16 protein-coding genes are annotated in these 19,033 nt (G+C 74.1%); 5 read left to right on the top strand and 11 right to left on the bottom strand.

The genetic code is table 11. The features are described 5' to 3' along the window. Positions 1-15 precede the first annotated feature (15 nt). The 3 genes from FHR36_RS15145 to FHR36_RS15135 form a co-directional block, all read right to left on the bottom strand. Positions 16-1,008, bottom strand: coding sequence for a malate dehydrogenase (locus tag FHR36_RS15145; RefSeq protein WP_253797530.1), 993 nt, complete (start codon positions 1,006-1,008; stop codon positions 16-18). 148 nt (positions 1,009-1,156) lie between these two features. Then, entirely contained in the window at positions 1,157-1,555 is a 399-nt protein-coding gene (locus FHR36_RS15140; RefSeq protein ID WP_253797528.1) for a DUF3017 domain-containing protein, read from the bottom strand. Between the two features lie 5 nt (positions 1,556-1,560). Beyond that, complete coding sequence (locus tag FHR36_RS15135) at positions 1,561-2,415, bottom strand: bifunctional methylenetetrahydrofolate dehydrogenase/methenyltetrahydrofolate cyclohydrolase (protein ID WP_253797526.1); 855 nt, start codon at positions 2,413-2,415, stop codon at positions 1,561-1,563. Positions 2,416-2,636: 221 nt separating this feature from the next. Here FHR36_RS15135 and FHR36_RS15130 point away from each other — a divergent pair, with 221 nt between their 5' ends. The 3 genes from FHR36_RS15130 to FHR36_RS15120 all read left to right on the top strand — a co-directional run bounded on the left by FHR36_RS15130 (position 2,637) and on the right by FHR36_RS15120 (position 4,389). Beyond that, a complete protein-coding gene (locus tag FHR36_RS15130; protein WP_253797524.1) occupies positions 2,637-3,119 on the top strand; it encodes a hypothetical protein in 483 nt (160 codons plus the stop codon). Then, positions 3,116-3,547, top strand: a complete 432-nt coding sequence (locus FHR36_RS15125) for a DUF2752 domain-containing protein (RefSeq protein ID WP_253797517.1) — start codon at positions 3,116-3,118, stop codon at positions 3,545-3,547. The genes FHR36_RS15130 and FHR36_RS15125 overlap by 4 nt, the downstream gene beginning before the upstream one ends. 143 nt (positions 3,548-3,690) lie before the next feature. Further along, complete coding sequence (locus tag FHR36_RS15120) at positions 3,691-4,389, top strand: RDD family protein (RefSeq protein WP_253797515.1); 699 nt, start codon at positions 3,691-3,693, stop codon at positions 4,387-4,389. Between the two features lie 82 nt (positions 4,390-4,471). Here FHR36_RS15120 and purH read toward each other — a convergent pair whose 3' ends face one another. Together purH and purN are read right to left on the bottom strand one after the other, a co-directional pair. Beyond that, complete coding sequence (purH, locus tag FHR36_RS15115) at positions 4,472-6,055, bottom strand: bifunctional phosphoribosylaminoimidazolecarboxamide formyltransferase/IMP cyclohydrolase (RefSeq protein WP_253797512.1); 1,584 nt, start codon at positions 6,053-6,055, stop codon at positions 4,472-4,474. After that, positions 6,052-6,711, bottom strand: a complete 660-nt coding sequence (gene purN / locus FHR36_RS15110; RefSeq protein ID WP_253797510.1) for a phosphoribosylglycinamide formyltransferase — start codon at positions 6,709-6,711, stop codon at positions 6,052-6,054. The genes purH and purN overlap by 4 nt, the downstream gene beginning before the upstream one ends. A gap of 423 nt (positions 6,712-7,134) precedes the next feature. Between purN and FHR36_RS15105 the strand changes: the two genes are divergently transcribed. Continuing rightward, positions 7,135-7,830: a hypothetical protein gene (locus FHR36_RS15105; RefSeq protein WP_253797508.1), complete on the top strand. Its 696-nt coding sequence runs from the start codon at positions 7,135-7,137 to the stop codon at positions 7,828-7,830. 60 nt (positions 7,831-7,890) lie between these two features. On the opposite strand, the gene FHR36_RS15100 is transcribed toward FHR36_RS15105, so the two are convergent. Then, entirely contained in the window at positions 7,891-9,444 is a 1,554-nt protein-coding gene (locus FHR36_RS15100; RefSeq protein ID WP_253797506.1) for a cell division protein PerM, read from the bottom strand. Between the two features lie 123 nt (positions 9,445-9,567). Here FHR36_RS15100 and FHR36_RS15095 point away from each other — a divergent pair, with 123 nt between their 5' ends. After that, positions 9,568-11,241 carry a LuxR C-terminal-related transcriptional regulator gene (locus FHR36_RS15095; RefSeq protein ID WP_253797504.1) on the top strand — a complete coding sequence of 558 codons (1,674 nt, stop codon included), beginning with the start codon at positions 9,568-9,570 and terminating at the stop codon, positions 11,239-11,241. Positions 11,242-11,326: 85 nt separating this feature from the next. Here the strand turns inward: FHR36_RS15095 and sucD are convergent, their stop codons facing one another. From sucD to FHR36_RS15070, 5 genes are all read right to left on the bottom strand, one after another. Further along, positions 11,327-12,217: a succinate--CoA ligase subunit alpha gene (sucD, locus tag FHR36_RS15090; protein ID WP_253797502.1), complete on the bottom strand. Its 891-nt coding sequence runs from the start codon at positions 12,215-12,217 to the stop codon at positions 11,327-11,329. Positions 12,218-12,234: 17 nt separating this feature from the next. Further along, entirely contained in the window at positions 12,235-13,410 is a 1,176-nt protein-coding gene (gene sucC, locus FHR36_RS15085; protein ID WP_253797494.1) for an ADP-forming succinate--CoA ligase subunit beta, read from the bottom strand. Between the two features lie 447 nt (positions 13,411-13,857). Then, positions 13,858-15,054, bottom strand: a complete 1,197-nt coding sequence (locus FHR36_RS15080) for a VWA domain-containing protein (RefSeq protein ID WP_253797478.1) — start codon at positions 15,052-15,054, stop codon at positions 13,858-13,860. A gap of 102 nt (positions 15,055-15,156) precedes the next feature. Continuing rightward, positions 15,157-17,775, bottom strand: coding sequence for a DUF5682 family protein (locus FHR36_RS15075; protein WP_253797475.1), 2,619 nt, complete (start codon positions 17,773-17,775; stop codon positions 15,157-15,159). Beyond that, positions 17,772-18,938: an ATP-binding protein gene (locus FHR36_RS15070; RefSeq protein ID WP_407660840.1), complete on the bottom strand. Its 1,167-nt coding sequence runs from the start codon at positions 18,936-18,938 to the stop codon at positions 17,772-17,774. Before FHR36_RS15070 ends, FHR36_RS15075 begins: the two co-directional genes overlap by 4 nt. Positions 18,939-19,033: the final 95 nt, after the last annotated feature.

Here is a 19,033-nt window from a genome sequence, read left to right as displayed (position 1 = left end):
CGCTGCGGGGCCGGCTCAGATGAGGCCGAGCTCCTGGACCGCGTCGCGCTCCTCGGCGAGCTCGCCGACCGAGGCGTCGATCCGGGCGCGGTCGAAGTCGGAGAGGTCCAGGCCCTGGACGATCTCGAACTTGCCGTCCTTGGTGGTGACCGGGAAGGAGGAGATCAGACCCTCCGGCACGCCGTACGAGCCGTCGGAGACGATGCCCATCGAGGTCCAGTCGCCGGCCGGGGTGCCGTTGACCCAGGTGAAGACGTGGTCGATGGCGGCGTTGGCGGCCGAGGCGGCCGAGGAGGCGCCGCGGACCTCGATGATCTCGGCGCCGCGCTTGGCGACCTTGGGGATGAAGAACTCCTCGACCCACTTCTGGTCCGCGCCGACCGCGTCGAAGGCCGACTTGCCGGCGATCTCGGCGTGGAACAGGTCCGGGTACTGGGTGGCGGAGTGGTTGCCCCAGATGGTGACCTTCTTGACGTCCTCGACGGTGACGCCGGCCTTCTTGGCGAGCTGGGCGACCGCGCGGTTGTGGTCCAGGCGGGTCATCGCGGTGAAGCGCTCGGCCGGCACGTCCGGGGCGTTGCGCTGGGCGATCAGGGCGTTGGTGTTGGCCGGGTTGCCGACCACCAGGACCTTGATGTCGTCCGCGGCGTTGTCGTTGATGGCCTTGCCCTGCGGGCCGAAGATGCCGCCGTTGGCGGACAGCAGGTCGCCGCGCTCCATGCCCGCGGTGCGCGGACGGGCGCCGACCAGCAGGGCCACGTTGGCACCGTCGAAGGCCACGTTCGCCTGGTCGGTGATGGTGATGTCGCGCAGCAGCGGGAAGGCGCAGTCGTCGAGCTCCATGGCGACGCCCTCGGCGGCCTTGAGGCCCTGCGGGATCTCCAGGAGGCGGAGGTTCACCGGCACGTCGGCACCCAGCAGGTGGCCGGAGGCGATGCGGAAGAGCAGGGCGTAGCCGATCTGGCCGGCCGCTCCGGTGACGGTGACGTTGACGGGGGTGCGGGTCATTTCTCTCTCTCCAGCAAATCGCCAGGTGCCCCAGGCGCGCCGGCACTGGAGCCGAGGATGATCTCTCGACATCGAGAGACCTGGCGTCAGGTTATCGCAAGGGGAGCCCGTTCACTGCGAACAGGCTCCCCATGAGACGTGCGTAACGTCAGTGCGCCGGCCGGCCGATCAGCCGTCCGATGTTGTCGAGCAGCGGGAGGCGCAGCCAGGGATCCGGCTGCGCGACCAGGGTGAGGACGATGATCAGCCCGCCGAGCACGACCAGCACGCTCACGTCGGTGAAGCGGCTGCGCACGGCGAGCATGCCGACCTCAGGCAGTACCAGTCGGAGCACCGCGGCGACCAGCAGCGAGGCGCCGACCGTCAGCAGTCCGACCCGGAACGGACCCGTCCAGGTGATCAGCAGGCCGAGCCCGGCCACGGCCATGACCAGCGTGATCGGCCACTGCCGGACCGGCAGCGAGTGGCTGCGGTCCAGTGCGGGCGCGGCGCCCTCCGGCGGGTTGGTGCTGGTGGTCCGCCCGGGCAGGCGGCGCAGGCCGGCCACGGCTCTCAGTGGCCGGCGCGGCGCTCGGCCGCCTCGACGATGTTGTTGAGCAGCATGGCGCGGGTCATCGGGCCGACCCCGCCCGGGTTCGGGGAGATCCAGCCGGCCACCTCGGCCACGCCCGGGTGGACGTCGCCGACGATCTTGCCCTCGCTGCGGCTGACGCCCACGTCCAGGACGGCCGCGCCCGGCTTGACGTCCTCCGGCTTGACCAGGTGCGGCACACCGGCGGCGGCCACCACGATGTCGGCCTTGCGCAGGTGGTAGGCCAGGTCGCGGGTGCCGGTGTGGCACAGGGTGACGGTGGCGTTCTCGCTGCGGCGGGTGAGCAGCAGGCCGATCGAGCGGCCGACGGTCACGCCGCGGCCGATCACGACCACCTCGGCGCCGTTGATCGCGACGTCGTGGCGGCGCAGCAGCTCGACGATGCCGAGCGGGGTGCAGGGCAGCGGGCCCTCGATGCCGAGCGCGAGGCGGCCGAGCGAGGTGGGGTGCAGGCCGTCGGCGTCCTTGTCCGGGTCCATCAGCTCCAGGACCGGGTTGGGGTCGAGGCCCTTGGGCAGCGGCAGCTGGACGATGTAGCCGGTGCAGGTCGGGTCGGCGTTGAGCTCGCGGACGACGTTCTCCACGTCCTCCTGGGTCGCGGTCTCCGGCAGCTCGCGCTGGATCGAGGCGATGCCGACCTCGGCGCAGTCCTTGTGCTTGCCGTTGACGTACCACCGGCTGCCCGGGTCGTCGCCGACCAGGACGGTGCCGAGACCGGGGACGATGCCCCGCTCCTTGAGGGCCGCCACGCGGACGGCGAGTTCGGACTTGATCGCGGCCGCGGTGGCCTTGCCATCGAGAATCTGGGCAGTCATGAGGCCATTCTCCCGGATCCGCCGCGCGGACCTGTCCGGCCCCCGGCATGGTTCACCCACCGTACGGACCGGGTTGCGGTTGCGCCACAGTTGTGTCCGTGCGATGGGCGCGGCTGGACAGCGCGGGCCCTTCCGGACCACGATGTGGGCTGCTATGTGTGCCGATCCGCCCTGGTGACGACAGGTCGGGCACGACGGGGGACGATTCCGGGGGAACGACAGTGAGCAATCCGTACCAGACGCCCGACCCGTACGCGGGCGGCGGCTACGGCCAGCCGCAGCAGCCGGGTTACGGGCAGCAGCCGCAGCAGCAGCCCGGGTACGGCGCGCCCCAGCAGCCCGGATACGGGCAGCAGGCGGGCTACGGGCAGCAGCCGCCGGCGTACCAGCAGCCGGGGTACGGCTATCCGCAGCAGGCCCCGCCGCCGGTCCCCGTCCCGCCGCAGCCCTACGGTGCGACGCCGCCGCCGAACTCGGCGGCCACCGCGGCCGTGGCGCTGGGCTTCGTCGCCATCCTGACCACCTGCTTCTACGGCGGGTTCCTCGGCCTGGTCGGCATCGGCGTCGGCATCGCCGGCCTGAACAAGTCGAACACCACCGGTCAGGGCCGCAACGCGGCGATCGGCGGCATCGTGCTCAACACGCTCGCCGTGCTGATCTCGGCCGCCCTGGTGGTGTACATCCTCGTAGCCGCGAAGGCGTGAGTACCGGAGGCGCCGTAGCGGCGCGGTTGACGGACCGTTGGCGGCGATCCGCCGACTCGCTGCAGGGTGCCCTGCTGCGGGTCCTGCTGCGCGGCGCGGGCGGCGCGGTGGCCGCGGTGGCCGTCGCCGAACTGCACGACGCCCACGACCCCGGCGTGCTCTGCGTGCTGCGCCGCTTCACTGGCATCCCCTGCCCGGGGTGCGGTTCGACCACCGTCTTCATCGAGGCCGGCCACGGCAACTGGACGGCCGCGCTGGCCGCCAACCCGGTCACCGTGGTGGCCGCCGTGGGCCTGCTGATCGCCCCGCTCGGCCCCGGCCGCTGGTGGTGGGGCCTGTCCAACGGGCGGCGGAACGCGCTGATCGGCGCGGCCCTGCTGGTCTCCTGGACGTGGCAGCTGCACCGTCTCGGCATTTCGCGGCCCTGAACTGAGCGGATCGCGGCGGGTATTGACCTCCACTGTGTCATCCCGTTCCGCTATCGTCCCACCCGGTCGGCCGATCAACTGCCCGTCCGTCCCAGGATCTTCCTGCCAACTTGTCCCATGTCCCATCCTGCCCGGAGGCATTGATGAGCTACCCGCCCGACCCGAACAACCCCTACGGCCAGCAGCCGCCCCAGCCGGGCTACGGCCAGCCGCAGCAGCCCGGTTACGGTTACCCGCAGCAGGCCCCGCCGCAGCAGCCCGGTTACGGCTACCCGCAGCAGCCGCCGGCCCCCGGCTACGGCGCCATCCCGCAGCAGCCGGGCTACGGCTACCCGCAGCAGGGCGGCTACCCCAACCCGGGTATGGTGCAGAACTTCTACGCGGGCTGGGGCGCCCGGGTCGTCGCGTTCATCGTCGACTACCTGATCATCGGCGTGCCGACCGGCATCCTGTACGGCATCGCCGGCGCGATCGGCTCCTCCTCGGTGAGCTGCCACACCGACTCGTACACCTACCGCACCAGCTGCACCGGTGGCGGCCTGTCGGGCGCCGGCCTCGCCGTCGCCGCGATCGCCTGGCTGATCGGCCTGGGCCTCGGCCTGTGGCTGCTCTACCAGGAGGGCACCACCGGCCAGACCCCCGGCAAGAAGATGGTCAACATCCGGGTGGTCCGCGAGGCCGACGGCCAGCCGATCGGCTTCGGCATGGCGTTCGTCCGCAAGCTCTGCCACATCCTCGACGAGGCGCTGTGCTGCATCGGCTTCCTGTGGCCGCTGTGGGACGCGAAGAAGCAGACCTTCGCCGACAAGATCATCGGCACCGTGGTCGTCAAGTCCTCCTGACGCCCCGCCGCACCGCAGAGGCCCTGCGCTCCTCCTCGGAGTGCAGGGCCTCTGGCGTGTCCCGGCCTGGATCAGGCAGGGATCAGTGGAAGAAGTGGCGGGTGCCGGTGAAGTACATGGTCACCCCGGCCGCGGCGGCGGCCGCCACGACCTCCTCGTCACGGACCGAACCGCCAGGCTGGACCACGGCCTTGACGCCGCCGTCGATCAGCACCTGGAGGCCGTCCGGGAACGGGAAGAAGGCGTCGGACGCCGCGTACGAGCCCTTGGCCCGCTCGCCGGCCCGCTCGACCGCCAGCTTGGCCGAGTCGACCCGGTTGACCTGGCCCATGCCCACGCCGACCGAGGCGTTGTCCTTGGCCAGCAGGATGGCGTTGGACTTGACGGCCCGGCAGGCCCGCCAGGCGAAGGACAGCTCGGCCAGCTCGGACTCCGCCAGCGCCTCGCCGGTGGCCAGGGTCCAGGTCGCCGGGTCGTCGCCGTCCGCGTGGATCCGGTCGGTCTCCTGCAGCAGCACGCCGCCGGAGATCGGACGGACCTCGCGCAGGTTGGCCGGGGCGTCCGGGGCGACCAGCACGCGGATGTTCTTCTTGCGGGCCAGCACCTCGACCGCGCCGTCCTCGTAACCCGGGGCCACCACGACCTCGGTGAAGATCTCGGCGATCTGCTCGGCCAGCTCCACGGTGACCGGGCGGTTGACCGCGATCACGCCGCCGAACGCCGACAGCGGGTCGCAGGCGTGCGCCTTACGGTGCGCCTCGGCGACGTCCGCGCCGGTGGCGATGCCGCACGGGTTGGCGTGCTTGATGATCGCCACGGCCGGCGCCTCGTGATCGTACGCGGCGCGGCGCGCGGCGTCGGTGTCCACGTAGTTGTTGTAGGACATCTCCTTGCCGTGCAGCTGCTGCGCGCCTGCCAGGCCGCCGGTGCCGTCGGAGTAGATGGCCGCCGACTGGTGCGGGTTCTCGCCGTAGCGCAGGACGTTCTGGCGCTCCCAGGTGGAGCCCAGGAAGGCCGGGAAGGCCTCGTCCGACTCGGTGTAGCCGGACTGCTCGAACCAGGAGGCCACGGCCACGTCGTACGCCGCGGTGTGGGCGAACGCGGCGGCCGCCAGGCGCTTGCGGGTCAGCAGGTCGAAACCGCCGCCCTGAACGGCGCTCAGCACGTCGCCGTAGCGGGCCGGGTCGACCACCACGGCGACCGAGGGGTGGTTCTTGGCCGCGGCGCGGACCATCGACGGGCCGCCGATGTCGATCTGCTCGACGCACTCGTCCGGGGTGGCGCCGGAGGCGACCGTCGCGGTGAACGGGTAGAGGTTCACCACGACCAGGTCGAACGGCTCGACGCCGAGCTCGACCAGCTGCGCGCGGTGCGACTCCAGGCGCAGGTCGGCGAGGACACCGGCGTGCACGCGCGGGTGCAGGGTCTTCACCCGGCCGTCCAGGCACTCCGGGAAGCCGGTCAGCTCGGAGACCTCGGTGACCGGGACGCCCGCGGCGGCGATCCGGCCGGCGGTGGAGCCGGTGGAGACGATGGCGACCCCGGCGGCGTGCAGGCCCTGGGCCAGCTCCTCCAGACCGGTCTTGTCGTACACGCTGATCAGCGCGCGGCGGATCGGGCGGACGTTCTCGGACACGGGGGGCGTGGCGGAGGAAGCGGCGCTCATGCCGGGATCCATACCTTTCGGTCTTCGATGCGGTGGCCTTCGCGGGCCAGCCGGCCCACGACCTCGACGAGCAGCGTGCGCTCGACAGTCTTGATGCGCTCGTGCAGCGCTTCGCCGCCGTCGGCGTGGTCGGAGTCGAGGACCTCGACGACGCCCTGGGCGATGATCGGCCCGGTGTCCACCCCGGCGTCGACCAGGTGGACGGTGCAGCCGGTGACCTTCACGCCGTAGGCGAGGGCGTCCGGGACGCCGTGGGCGCCGGGGAAGGACGGCAGCAGGGCCGGGTGGGTGTTGACGATCCGGCCGCCGAAGGCGGCGATGAACTCGGGGCCGAGGATCTTCATGAAGCCGGCGGTGACCACCACATCGGGCCGGTGGGCGGTCACGGCGGCGGTCAGCGCCCGGTCCCAGGCGGCGCGGTCGGCGTGGTCCGGGATCCGCTCGACGAAGGTGGTGATCCCGGCCTGCTCGGCGCGCTTCAGACCGGCGATGCCCGCGCGGTCGGCGCCCACCGCGACGATCTCGGCGCCGTACGCCGGGTCGGCGGCGGCATCGATCAGCGACTGCAGGTTGGTGCCGGAGCCGGAGACCAGGACGACCAGCCGAGCCGGTCCGGGGGTGCGGGGCGGGAACACTTGGGCGGAAGCGGCGGCCACTGCGCGATTCTCCGTACGTTTTGCGCCCGCTGGTACGTCCACCGTCGGTGGGGCCACTACGGGCGGCGCCAGGTCGAGCCGGGGTACAGGCTGCTGACCGTCACCACGATAACGGCTGGTCGAAGGCCATCCGTAACCGCGAGGCAACGCTACGCGCGTAGTTGAGACAGGGATCTCGCCACGGACGGTCAGCCGGTCCGGCGGGGGTCGGTGGGTGGGGGCGGTGGGTGCTCCTTCTGGGACGGCGGGGGTCGGCGAGCGGGGCGCGCGGGTGCCGGTGGGGCAGAGTTGGCGGGGTGCCGCACGGCAGCGACCGGGCTGGGGGATCATTGACCCGCGGGCGTTCACCGGCGACCGCACCCCACCGGGCGGACCGCCCCCGACGCGGCCCGCACGCCCCCACGAGAAGGAACGGCCGACACCATGAGCAGCGGCGAGGACTCCGGCGAGCGCAACCCCTTCGCGCCGCCGCCGGCGGACGCCCCCGACCAGCCGTGGCGGCCCCGCATCCCCGTGGGCGGCGCGGAGCGTCCGCCGAGCGACACCGAGGACGAGGACGGCGAGCGCTCCCAGGTCCCGCCGCCGCACGGGTGGAGCCACGGCTACCGCAACGGCTGGCTCGCGCCGCCGCAGCAGCAGCCGCAGCCCAAGTTCGACCCCAACGACCCGGTCCAGCGCCGGTCCCGGTACGCGCTGTCCGCGGGCTTCGCCGCCCTGTTCTGCACGATCAGCGGCCTGTTCTACCTCTCCCTGCTGCTCGGCATGCTGGCCGTCTACTGGGCGGTCAGCGCCCTGCGGGCGGGCCGCGGCGCCGCGGCCGCCGGCACGTCCGGCGACACCTCCGCCGGCACCTCCGCCGACGCCGAGTCACCGGTCGCCCACCGGTACGCACCGCAGTCCGCCCCGGCGCGGCCCACCACCCCGCAGGCCCCCGCCGCGCTCGGCGGTCTGCTCACCGGCGGTGTCGCCCTGCTGATCACCGTCGCGGCCTTCGGGGCGACCCTGTACTACCAGGACTACCTGACCTGCGTCAGCGACGCGGCCACCCAGGAGGCCCAGGCGAGCTGCGGCAACCTCGCCCCGGCGTGGATGGTCAACCTCACCACCGACACGCGCTGACGCCGGCTCGATCGGGCAGGACTCCGGCCATCCGACCGGCCGTCCGACCGTCCGGGCAGGTCAGCCGTCCAGCGGGTCCGGTTCCCCGTCGATGTCCACCGCCGCTCGCCGCTCGCGCCACCGGGCGAGCGGCGACCGCACCTCCGACGCGCGGGCCAGCAGCCGGTGCAGCGCCACCCGCACCGGTGCCGTCCGGCGCACCGTCCAGCGGCCCAGCCGGTCCCGCCAGGACGCCGTCCTGCTCCGCATCGCCCACCAGCGGGCGGCCAGCGCGACCGGCGCGGCCACCACGGCGAACCACGCCGCCGTCGCCGCCGCGACCTGCCACGCCACCGGCCCGAGCTCCGCCATCCGGCCCGCGCCGAGCGTCCCGCCCGCTGCCCAGGCCACCACGCCCGCCCCGACCCCGGCGACCACGGCAGCCAGCAGGACCGCCACCGCCGTCCCGGCCGCGCCCCAGCCGGCCGCCTCGGGCTCGCGTCCGCCGCCGTCGGCGCGCTCGCCGTCCGCCGTCCAGACCACGTGCGGCGCACCGTTGCGGTCCACCGGCCAGTCGTCGGCCGTGGCCGCGACCGCCGGAGCGACCCCGGCCCGGCCCAGCAGCAGGGCCGGCACCACCCCGGCCGCGAACGGCAGTGCGCAGGCCAGCAGGCGCCAGTCGGGCCCGCCGTCCGGTGCCACCAGCGCGAGCAGGGGGAAGTCCGGCACTGCCGCCAGGTGGGTTCCGAGCGGCGCGGCCACCGTGCCCGTCCCGACCGTGAAGCCCGGACCCAGCGCGTACGCCGCCGCCCAGACCACCGCGTTCGGCAGCAGGATCGCGCTGGCCAGCAGCATCCCGAGGTACGCCGCCGGGTCGCTGCCCAGCCCGTGCGCCGACCGTCCCGCCTGCCCCAGCACCACTGCCACCGTCAGCACCGTGCCGCCGACCGCCGCCGCCCCGAGCAGCCAGGCGAGGCCCGCCCGGGCCGCCACCGGGAACGCGCCGGGCGGACGGGCCCATGCGGGCAGCCGGTCCAGCGCCCGGGGCGCTCCCCCGGCCCGGCCGCTCCCGGCCGCACCCGGCCCGCCGACGGCACCGGGCCCGCCGACGACCCCGGGCCGCCCGCCGGCCGACCGTACGCCGTAGCCGACGGAGAGGCCCGCGAGCACGGCCACCGCCGCCAGGTCGGGCAGCGGACGCGCCCGCAGCCCGGCCTCCGGCACCGCGCACTGCGCCACCGCACCGGCCGCGACCAGCAGATATCCGGCGCACAGTGCCAGCGGCGCGCGCCAGTGCAGGCGTCCGCGCCGTCCGATGCGCCGCCCGGCGCGGCAGAGCAGTACCGCGCTGCACGCCGTGAGCAGCAGCGGCGCCATGGTGAGCGGCGCCTCCGCCTCCCCGCGGGTGAGCGGCGCGCCGTGCCCGAGCAGCCAGAGCGCGGAGGCGACCCGGGCGGCGTCCGCGGCGCTGTCGTCGCCGAACGGGGCGATCACCCACAGGCCCAGCACGGGCACCGCCACCGCGGCGAGGGTGAGCAGCGCGGTCCGCACGCCGGTCAGCAGGTCGGCGAGGGCCGAGCGGGTGCCCAGTTCGCTCGGCACACCCAGGATCGGACGGCCCATCAGCTGCGTCATGGGGCTCATGCTCCCAAGATCACCCGTTGTGGGGGGTCAACGGGCGAAGCTTCGCCGTGTCCCGGATTATCAGTACATGTGCCGATACCACCGACGCGGCTGGAGCGACGGCGAGGGGGCGCGGTGACCTCGCCCTCGACCGCCGACCCCCAGCGGACCGGCAGCCCGTCGCAGCAGGCGCGCGCGGACGCCGCCCGCCTGCTGCGGCTGCTGACACCCCGTGAGGCACAGGTCCTGGCCCGACTCGCCGCCGGCAACGACCCGAACGCCGTCGCCGAACAGCTCGGCCTCGCGCCGGCCACCGTCCGCACCTACCTCCAGCGGGCGATGCGCAAGCTGGGCGCGGGCACTCCCGCCGAGGCCGTCGCCCTGGCGAGCGCGCTGCTCAACCCCGACCCGGCCGGCCCGGCCCCCGCGACGGACGGCCCGGACCCCGCGACGCGCGGCTCGGCCGGCCCGGATCCGTCGGCGCCCGCAGCCGCCGAACCGTCGCAGGCGGCCGACCCGGGCCCTACCCCGGCCCCGGCGGCGCCTGCGGCTCCGGCTCCGGCTCCGGCTCCGGCGAGGGCGCCGCTCACCTTCCCGGAGCTGTGCGCGAACGCCCACGCCCGTCTGGTGCAGCAGACCTTCCTGCTCACCGGCAGCCGCCGCCGAGCCGCCCACTGCGTCCGGCTCGCGCTCGGCGAGGCGTCCCGCCGGTGGTGGGAGGTCTCGGACCTGGCGGATCCCGAGGGCTGGGTCAGGGCGAGGGCATTCGAGATCGCCCTCTCCCCGTGGCGCCGGGGCGGTCCGCGCCGGGCGCACCGATGGCGCCTGCCGCGCCGCCGGATCCGGGTCCGTCCGGCCGCCGCTGCCGCCGCCGCCGCCGAGCCGGAGGCGTCCGACCGGCCGACCGCCCACGACCGCGCGCTGCTGAAGGCGCTGCGCCGCCTGTCCCGTCCGCAGCGCCGGGCGCTGGTGCTGCACGACACCCTCGGACTGTCGGCCGCCGCGGTCGCGGTGGAGGTCGAGTCGAGCACGGCGGCGGCGGAGGGCCGGGTCCGCGCGGCCCGTGCGGCGCTGGCGCGGGCGGTGCCGGCGCTGGTGGGCGAGGATCCGGACGGGCCGGAGTTCGCCGATCGGCTGGGCGAGGCGCTGTACCGGGCTGCGGTGCACGGCTGTCCGGCGCCCCGGCTGCCGTCGCCGTCGGCGCTGACCGCCCACAGCCGTCTGCGGGCCGGGCTCGGCCTGGGCGCGGCCGCCCTGTTGCCGGTGGCGATGGGTGCGGCGGTGGTGACGACCCTGTTGGGCGTCGGCCCGTCGTCGCTGTTCCGTCCGGCGGACGAGCCGCCCGCCGCGGCCTGTACGACGGCGGACACCGGCAGCGCGGGTCCGACCGCCGCGCGGGCGGCGGTGAGTCCGGGCATCCAGACCCCGTGGTGCAGCCCGGTGCCCGGCGCCCCGGCGCAGTTCGCGGTCGTCCCCGACGCCTCGGCGCCCCCGGCGACCGACGGGACGGCCCCTCAGCCGACCGACCAGCCGTCGACGCAGCCGTCCCCCCAGCCATCGATCCCGCCGTCGGACCAGCCCTCCGGCCAGTCCTCGGACCAACCCTCGGACCAGCCCGCCCCGCCGACCCCCGGGCAGGCGGCGGCTGCGCAGGGGCCGTGGTGGCCGCTGCGGGGGCCCGGAACACCGGCCGCCGCCGGCGCGCCACAGGGTGCGGTCGTCGTGCTGCCGATTGCGGTGCCGTGCGCCTCGGTCCGGCCGTGTCCCGTCGTGGCCTCCGCCCCGCGGTTGGCCGACCGGCTGCGCTGACGGAACGGACCGGGCGTGGAAAAGCCCGAGGGCGCTGCGGACGGAGTACCCGTCCGCGGCGCCCTCGGGCTACTGCCGCGTGGACTTACTTGGCGGCGTTGAACAGCTCGCGGGCCAGGCGGGCGGTCTCGGACGGCGTCTTGCCGACCTTGACACCGGCGGCCTCGAGGGCCTCCTTCTTCGCCTGGGCGGTGCCCGAGGAACCGGAGACGATGGCGCCGGCGTGGCCCATGGTCTTGCCCTCGGGGGCGGTGAAGCCCGCGACGTAGCCGACGACCGGCTTGGTGACGTGCTCGGCGATGTAGGCCGCGGCACGCTCCTCGGCGTCGCCGCCGATCTCGCCGATCATGACGATGATCTTGGTCTCCGGGTCCGCCTCGAACGCCGCGAGGGCGTCGATGTGGGTGGTGCCGATGACCGGGTCGCCACCGATGCCGACGGCGGAGGAGAAGCCGAGGTCACGCAGCTCGTACATGAGCTGGTAGGTCAGCGTGCCGGACTTCGAGACCAGGCCGATCGGGCCGGTGGTGGTGATGTCCGCCGGGATGATGCCCGCGTTGGACTGTCCGGGGGAGATCAGGCCGGGGCAGTTCGGGCCGATGATCCGGGTCTTGTTGCCCTTGGAGCCGGCGTACGCCCAGAAGGCGGCCGAGTCGTGGACCGGCACACCCTCGGTGATGACGACGGCGAGGCCGATCTCGGCGTCGATCGCCTCGACGACGGCGTCCTTGGTGAACTTCGGCGGCACGAAGATGACGGTGACGTCGGCACCGGTCTCCTTCATGGCCTCGGCCACGGAGCCGAAGACGGGCACGTTGGTGCCGTCGACGTCAACGGTGGTGCCGGCCTTGCGCGGGTTCACACCGCCGACGATCTGGGTGCCCGAGGCGAGCATGCGGCGGGTGTGCTTCATGCCCTCGGAGCCGGTCATGCCCTGGACGATGACCTTGCTGTCCTTGGTAAGGAAGATAGCCATGGTGTTAGTCCCCTTCCTTACTTGGCGTTCGCCAGCTCGGCGGCGCGGTCGGCCGCACCGTCCATGGTGTCCACCTGCTGCACCAGCGGGTGGTTGGCGTCGGTCAGGATCTGACGACCCAGCTCGGCGTTGTTGCCGTCCAGACGGACGACGAGCGGCTTGGTGACGGCCTCACCCTTCTCCTCGAGGAGGGCCAGGGCCTGCACGATGCCGTTGGCGACCGCGTCGCACGCGGTGATGCCGCCGAAGACGTTGACGAAGACCGACTTGACGTCGGTGTCGCCCAGGATGATCTCCAGGCCGTTCGCCATCACCTCGGCGGAGGCGCCGCCGCCGATGTCGAGGAAGTTGGCGGGCTTGACGCCACCGTGGTTCTCACCGGCGTAGGCGACGACGTCCAGGGTGCTCATGACGAGACCCGCGCCGTTGCCGATGATGCCGACCTCGCCGTCGAGCTTGACGTAGTTGAGGCCCTTGGCCTTCGCCGCCGCCTCGAGCGGGTTGGCGGCGGCCTTGTCCTCGAGCGCCTCGTGCTCCGGCTGACGGAACTCGGCGTTCTCGTCCAGGGAGACCTTGCCGTCAAGCGCGATGATCTTGCCCTCGCCGGACTTGATCAGCGGGTTGACCTCGACGAGGAGCGCGTCCTCGGCGATGAAGACCTTCCACAGCTTCTGCAGGACCTCGGCGACCTGGTCGGCGACCTCGGCCGGGAACTTGGCCGCGGCGACGATCTCGGCGGCCTTCTCCGGGGTGCAGCCCTCGTTGGCGTCGACCGGGATCTTGGCCAGCGCGTCCGGGTTCTCCTCGGCGACGACCTCGATCTCCACACCGCCCTCGACACTGGCCATCGCCAGGAAGGTGCGGTTGGTGCGGTCCAGCAGGAACGAGACGTAGTACTCGTCCTTGATGTCCGCGGTCTGGGCCAGCATCACCTTGTGAACGGTGTGGCCCTTGATGTCCATGCCGAGGATCGCCTCGGCCTTGGCGACGGCGTCCGCCGGGTCGGCGGCGAGCTTCACGCCACCGGCCTTGCCTCGGCCACCCACCTTCACCTGAGCCTTGACGACGGCGCGGCCGCCGAAGCGCTCCGCGATGGCGGCAGCGTCTGCGGCGGTCTCGATGACATCGCCGTCAAGCACGGGTACACCGTGCTTGGCGAAGAGGTCCCTCGCCTGGTACTCGAACAGGTCCACGTGTTTGTCCTTGTTCGTGGTCGCGGAATGTGTCTCTACGAGCGTGCCACGGCAGGATCTTCGCTGCGGGTCGTCGGGGCTGAGCGGGTACGCAGATTACGGCCTTGCGGCCCACACAGCGTCCGGGCGCATCGTCAATCAACACGCGCGTCACGTCCGTCTGGCAGGTTATCCCCGTACGACGGGCGTGTTTCGCCCGGGACCGGCTCGGCTTTGGTGAGAACCGTCACAGCCGCAGTGCCTGAACGGGTCGTACCGCATGCTCACCGTCGGTACGAAGCGAACGTGAGGCCGCACGGGCCGTCACCCGCCGGGGTGAATCGGGTCGGATCGGACCGGGTCGGATCGGATGTGTCAGGTCGTCGGGGAAGTGTCGGGTCGTCGGGGCTGCGTCGGACCGTCCGGGTCGTCGGGGCCGCGTCGGACCGTCCGGATCGCCGGGAGGCGTCACGTCGCGGCCGGCACGGGCAGCGGCCGCTTCTCGATCGCGGCGGCCATGATGTCGGGGAAGACGTCCGGCGTACAGGCGAAGGCCGGAGCGCCGAGGGCGGCCAGCGCGGCCGCGTGGTTGTGGTCGTACGCGGGCGCACCCTCGTCCGAGAGTGCGAGCAGGGCGATGAACTGCACCCCCGAGGCCTTCATCGTCGCGACCCGCTTGAGCATCTCGCTGCGGATGCCACCCTCGTAGAGGTCGCTGATCAGCACCACGATCGTCTCGGACGGCCGGGTGATCCTCGACTGGCAGTAGGCGAGCGCCCGGTTGATGTCGGTGCCGCCGCCGAGCCGGGTGGCGAACAGGACGTCCACCGGGTCGGTGAGCTGCTCGGTCAGGTCGACCACCGAGGTGTCGAAGACGACCAGGCGGGTGTCCAGGCTGTGCATCGAGGCGAGGACCGCCCCGAACACCGCCGAGTGCACCACGGAGGCGGCCATCGAGCCGGACTGGTCGATGCAGAGGATGACGTCCTTCTTCACCGCGCGCTGGGCGCGGGCGTACCCGACCAGGCGCTCCGGCACCACGGTGCCGCGGCCGTCCGGACCGGCATCGGGCAGGTAGTTCTTCAGGTTCGCCCGGATCGTGCGGCCCCAGTCGATGTCCCGGTGGCGGGGGCGGTTGACCCGGGCGCTGCGGTCGAGGGCGCCGCCCAGCGTGGACCGGGTGCGGTCGGCCAGGCGGCGCTCCAGCTCGGCCACCACCGCACCGACCACCGCGCGGGCCGTCTCCCGGGTGGTCTCCGGCAGGGCGTGCTTCAACGAGAGCAGGGTGCCGACCAGGTGGACGTCCGGCTCCACCGCCTCCAGCATCTCGGGCTCCAGCAGCAGCCGGTCCAGCCCCAGCCGGCTGATCGCGTCCTGCTGCATCAGCTGGACCACGGAGGTCGGGAAGTACTCCCGAATGTCGCCCAGCCAGCGGGCCACCTGCGGGGCCGAACCTCCCAGGCCCGCCGACCGGGTCTGCCGGCCGCGCGCCCCGTCGCTCCCGTCGGCGCTCCCCCGGTACAGCGCGGCCAGGGCCGAGTCCATCGCGGCGTCCCGCCCGGTGAGGCGGCATCCGGTGCCGTCGGACTCGCCGCCGAGGACGAGCCGCCAACGCCGCATGCGCTCGACGGCGGGGTCGGCGGCGGCGGCCTGGACAGTGGTCATCTGGCGCTCCTTGGTCGGGTGAGTCGGGCGAGTCGGAAGCGGGTGAGTGCGACGGGTCGCTGGGGGTGAGGCGGGACGGGCGGGGGCAGTCGGCGGGGACGGTCAGGAGGCGCGGCGGTCGGCCTGGCGCGGGATCCGGGCCAGGCCGGGGCGGTCGTCGGGAGCGGGGAGCCCGAGGAGGAGGGCGAGGGTTGCCAGGGCGGCGTCGGCGCGGGCGGGGTCGAGGTCGCTCGGGCGGGCGGCTGCCGGTACCGGTGCGGCGGTGAGCGGCCCGGCAGCGACCCGCTCGCCGATGGTGCGGCGGACGCCCGCCTCCAGCGCCGAGAAGGTGCGGCGCAGCACCGGCAGCAGGTCGGTGAAGGTGTCGGCAGGCACGCCGGACAGCCAGTCGTCGAGCAGCCCGAGCAACGCCGGGTCGTGGAGCAGCAGAGCGCCCCCGCCGGACAGGAAGCCCTCGATCCAGCCGGCCGCGTCTGCGGGCGCCCCGGCGGGTGACAGGACCAGCCGCATCCGCCGACCGGCTTCGTCCGGGGCGAGCCGGCCCTCGTCCAGCAGCAGCCGGACCGCCCGCCCGCGCAGCACGCCGGGCACGCCGGTGGCGGGACCGCCGGCCGGTTCGCGGGCGGCCAGCGAGTGCAGAGCGGCGGCCCAACGCTCGGCGACCCCGTCGACGGGGGCGGGGGCGGGGTTGGCCGGCTCCGCCCCGCCTGTTTCGGACTCGGGCGCCGTCGGCTCGGGAGCGTCCGGGAGGAGGGCCATGGCGGTGTGGACGGCGTCGAGGTGGGCCCGCATCGCGGTGGCGCCGTCGGCGTCCAGGCCGGTGCAGGCAGGTGGGAGCCCGACGCAGATGCGTTCGGCGAGGCCGTGGGCGACCTCGGCGAGGGCGCTGCCGTCGGTGGCCCGCACGTCGCCGTAGCGGAGCGAGCGAACCAGGGCGGGCAGCGCGGCGGCGAGGTGCGCGACATCGGTGTCGAGGGCGGCGCGGTCGGCGAGCAGCCGCATCACGGCCGGCAGGGCGCCGGGCAGCCCGGCGAGCAGGCAGCGCTCGGCGAGGGCGGTGAGCTCGGCCAGCTCCTGCGCGCCGGCCGCCTCCTCGACGGCCTTGCCGGTGGCGGCGGACTCGACGGTGGTGCCCCACTGCGCCGCCTCGACGATCCGGACCGCGAACTCGGGCTCCCAGCGCAGGCTCCAGGTCTCCCGGAAGGTGCCGGTGGAGTTGACGGCGGATCGGCTCGGGACGCCCCAGTCGATGCCGAGCAGGCGAAGCCGGTGCAGCAGCCGGGAGCGGTCGGCGTCGAGCTCCTTGCGCAGGTCCAGGGCCAGCTCGCGCTCGCCCGCGTCCGGCTTGAGCCGCAGGCTTCGGTGCAGTCGGGCGAGGTCGCGCTGGAGCGGGACGGCGGGAGCGCCGTCCGGGACCTCGCCGAGAGCGTCGCCGATCACCAGCCGGTCGTGCACCAGGGCGAGGGCGATGTCCGACCCGTCGCACATGACGGCCCGTACGGCGTCGAGGGTCTCGGTCAGCCCGGCGAGCGGGCGGCCGCGCATCGCGGCGAGCGTCTCGGCGAGCCGGACGGCCTCGATCACGTGGGCGGAGGAGACCGGGTGGTCCTCGGCGCGGAGCAGCTCGGCGACCCGGGTCATCCAGTGGGCGACGGTGTCCTGCTCGGTGGTGAAGAGGTGGTGGTACCAGCCGGGCGAGTCGATGCCGGCGCCGTAGCCGGTGTGCTGGGAGAGCCTGCGGTGCGTCCACGGCACCCAGGTGATCTCGGTCTTCGGCTTCCTGGGCAGCCCGGCCAGCAGCGCCCGGTCGTGGGCGACGGTCGGCATGGACTGCAGTGCGGGCACGTGCCAGGCGCCGCAGACGACGGCGATCCGGGCGTGTCCGGCGCGGCGGGCCGCGCGGATCTGCTGGCGCATGTGCGCCTCGCGCAGCTCGTCGCGGCGGCCGACCGGGACGTCCTCGCGCAGGGCGGTCATGGCCTCGGCGACGGCGGCGAAGGGGGCGAGGGCGTCGGCGTCGGGCGTCCGGTGCTCAACCACGTCCTCCCACCACCGCTCGGGGTCGTCGTGGCCGGCGGCCCGGGCGAGCTCGGCGATCGGGTCGATCGCGTCCACCGCTGGGCTGTCGTCGACCTCGACGGACGGACCGCTCGAACCACTCGGACCACTCAGTCCGCTCTGGTCGGTCTGGCCGGTCTCCGCCGGATCCCCGTCCTTCGTGGCCCCGACCGCGCCCGCGGTGCCGTCCCCTCGCGCGGCACCGTGGGCGTCGGCCGGGCCGGTCGGGCCGGTCGGAGAGTCGGCGTCCGACCCGCTCTGGTGCCCGGCTGCCGCCGGGGAGCCGCCGCCCGGTTCGCCGGAAGTGCCCCCCGGCACTCCCGACGAGGACCGGGCGGCGAGCGCGAACCCGGCCGCGGCGGGCAGGTCGATGAAGCGCACCGGGACGTCCGACTCGACCGCGTACCGCAGGGCCACCCACTCCGGGGAGAAGGCGGCGAACGGCCAGAACGCGGCCTTGGCCGGGTCGTCCACGACGTGGGCGAGCAGGGCGACCGGCGGCGTCATCTCCTTGTCGCCGGCCAGGGCGAGGAGCTGGTCGGCCTCCGGCGGGCCCTCGATCAGCACGGCGTCGGGCCGCAGCTGCTCCAGGGCGGCGGCGACGGCACGGGCGGAACCGGGGCCGTGGTGGCGGATGCCCAGCAGGGTCACCTGGTCGGTCATGCGCCCACCTCCCGAGCGGCGCGGTAGAAGTCCTTCCAGCCCTCGCGCTCGCGGACGACGCCCTCCAGGTACTCGCGCCAGACCTGCCGGTCCGCCACCGGGTCGCGGACGACCGCGCCGAGGATGCCGTCGGTGATGTCGCCGGCGCGCAGCACGCCGTCGCCGAAGTGGGTGGCGAGCGCGAGGCCGTTGGTGACCACCGAGATGGCCTCGGCGGTGGAGAGGGTGCCGCCGGGGGTCTTGACCTTGGTTCGGCCGTCGGCGGTGAGGCCCGCGCGCAGCTCACGGAAGACGGTGACGACGCGTCGGATCTGCTCGGCGCCGCCGGGGAGCTCGGGCAGGTCGAGCGAGCGGCCGAGCTGGCCGACCCGGCGGGTGACGATCTCGACCTCCTCCTCCAGCGTCGCCGGCAGCGGCAGCACCACCGTGTTGAAGCGGCGGCGCAATGCGGAGGAGAGCTCGTTGACCCCGCGGTCGCGGTCGTTGGCGGTGGCGATCAGGTTGAAGCCGCGGACGGCCTGGATCTCGCTGCCGAGCTCGGGGACCGGCAGGGTCTTCTCGGAGAGGATGGTGATCAGGCTGTCCTGCACGTCGGCCGGGATGCGGGTGAGCTCCTCGACCCGGGCGATCCGGCCGTCGGCCATCGCCCGCATCACCGGGGAGGGCACCAGCGCGTCGCGGCTCGGGCCGTGTGCGAGCAGCTGGGCGTAGTTCCAGCCGTACCGGACGGCCTCCTCGGGGGTGCCGGCGGTGCCCTGGACGAGCAGCGTGGAGTCGCCGCTGATGGCCGCCGCGAGGTGCTCGGAGACCCAGGTCTTGGCGGTGCCCGGCACGCCGAGGAGGAGCAGTGCGCGATCGGTGGCCAGGGTGGTGACGGCGACCTCGACGATCCGGCGGGGGCCGATGTACTTGGGCGTGACGACGGTGCCGTCCGGCAGTTCACCACCCGTCAGGTAGGTGGCGACAGCCCACGGGGAGAGCCGCCAGCGCTCGGGGCGGGGGCGGTCGTCCTGCGCCGCGAGAGCGGCCAGCTCGGCGGCGAAGGCGTCCTCCGCGTGCTGCCGCAGGACCGGGGCCGGGTGCGCGCCGGACCCGGCAGTGGACCCCGCGGCGGAGCCCGCGGTCGGCTCCGCGGTCGGCTCGGCGGTCGGCTCGGTGGCCATCGACGCGGTCATCGACTGCTCCTTCATACGGGCCGGCCCACGGCACACCTGTGGCAGGGGCGGGGGCGGCTCAGGGATTGGTGGGACCATCGGCG

The organism is Kitasatospora cinereorecta, from assembly GCF_024172095.1.
Taxonomy (GTDB): Bacteria; Actinomycetota; Actinomycetes; order Streptomycetales; family Streptomycetaceae; genus Kitasatospora; species Kitasatospora cinereorecta.
This window is presented reverse-complemented; position numbering and strand designations above follow the sequence as displayed.